Below are 449 nucleotides of genomic sequence, written 5' to 3' on the forward strand. Positions count from 1 at the left end.
CAAGTTCCTTCCCAAATATAAACACCGTCCATAAGTGGATCTGGAATAGTCCAACCTGCATCAAATTGGGCGCTAGGATGGCCTTCCATAGTTGATGAGGTCACTACCCAGAATACACTGCCTGTACCACCACCATCTGTAACTGAAAGTTCAATCCAGTATGTGGTTGGAGTACCTGCTTGTCCGGAGAATACAAATGGCGTTACAGTCATTTCAACTTCATTTACGTCAAAACCAAAGTTGCTGCCAATAACCGTTTGGTTATCGATAGTTACTCCAGCTTCAGAACCAATAAGAGTTCCCGGAAGACCGGCTGCATCGTCATAATAATTAACATCTACGCTTGCAATTCCACCGTTGGCGAAAATACTCGCAGTTATATTACTTAAGGTGAAGTCTGTGTCTGCCGCAACCGTTACATCGTTTGCTGTCATAAACGCTGAAGCCGA

The 449-nt window shown here is 44.3% G+C and carries 1 protein-coding gene; it reads right to left on the minus strand.

All coding sequences use genetic code 11. The annotated features are described in order from the left end of the window. Positions 1–434 (minus strand): hypothetical protein (locus tag K8089_RS16350; RefSeq protein WP_237604346.1); only part of this gene is annotated, 434 nt, incomplete at its 3' end. Positions 435–449: the final 15 nt, after the last annotated feature.

It is taken from the genome of Aequorivita vitellina (assembly GCF_022008365.1).
GTDB classification, from domain to species: Bacteria; Bacteroidota; Bacteroidia; order Flavobacteriales; family Flavobacteriaceae; genus Aequorivita; species Aequorivita vitellina.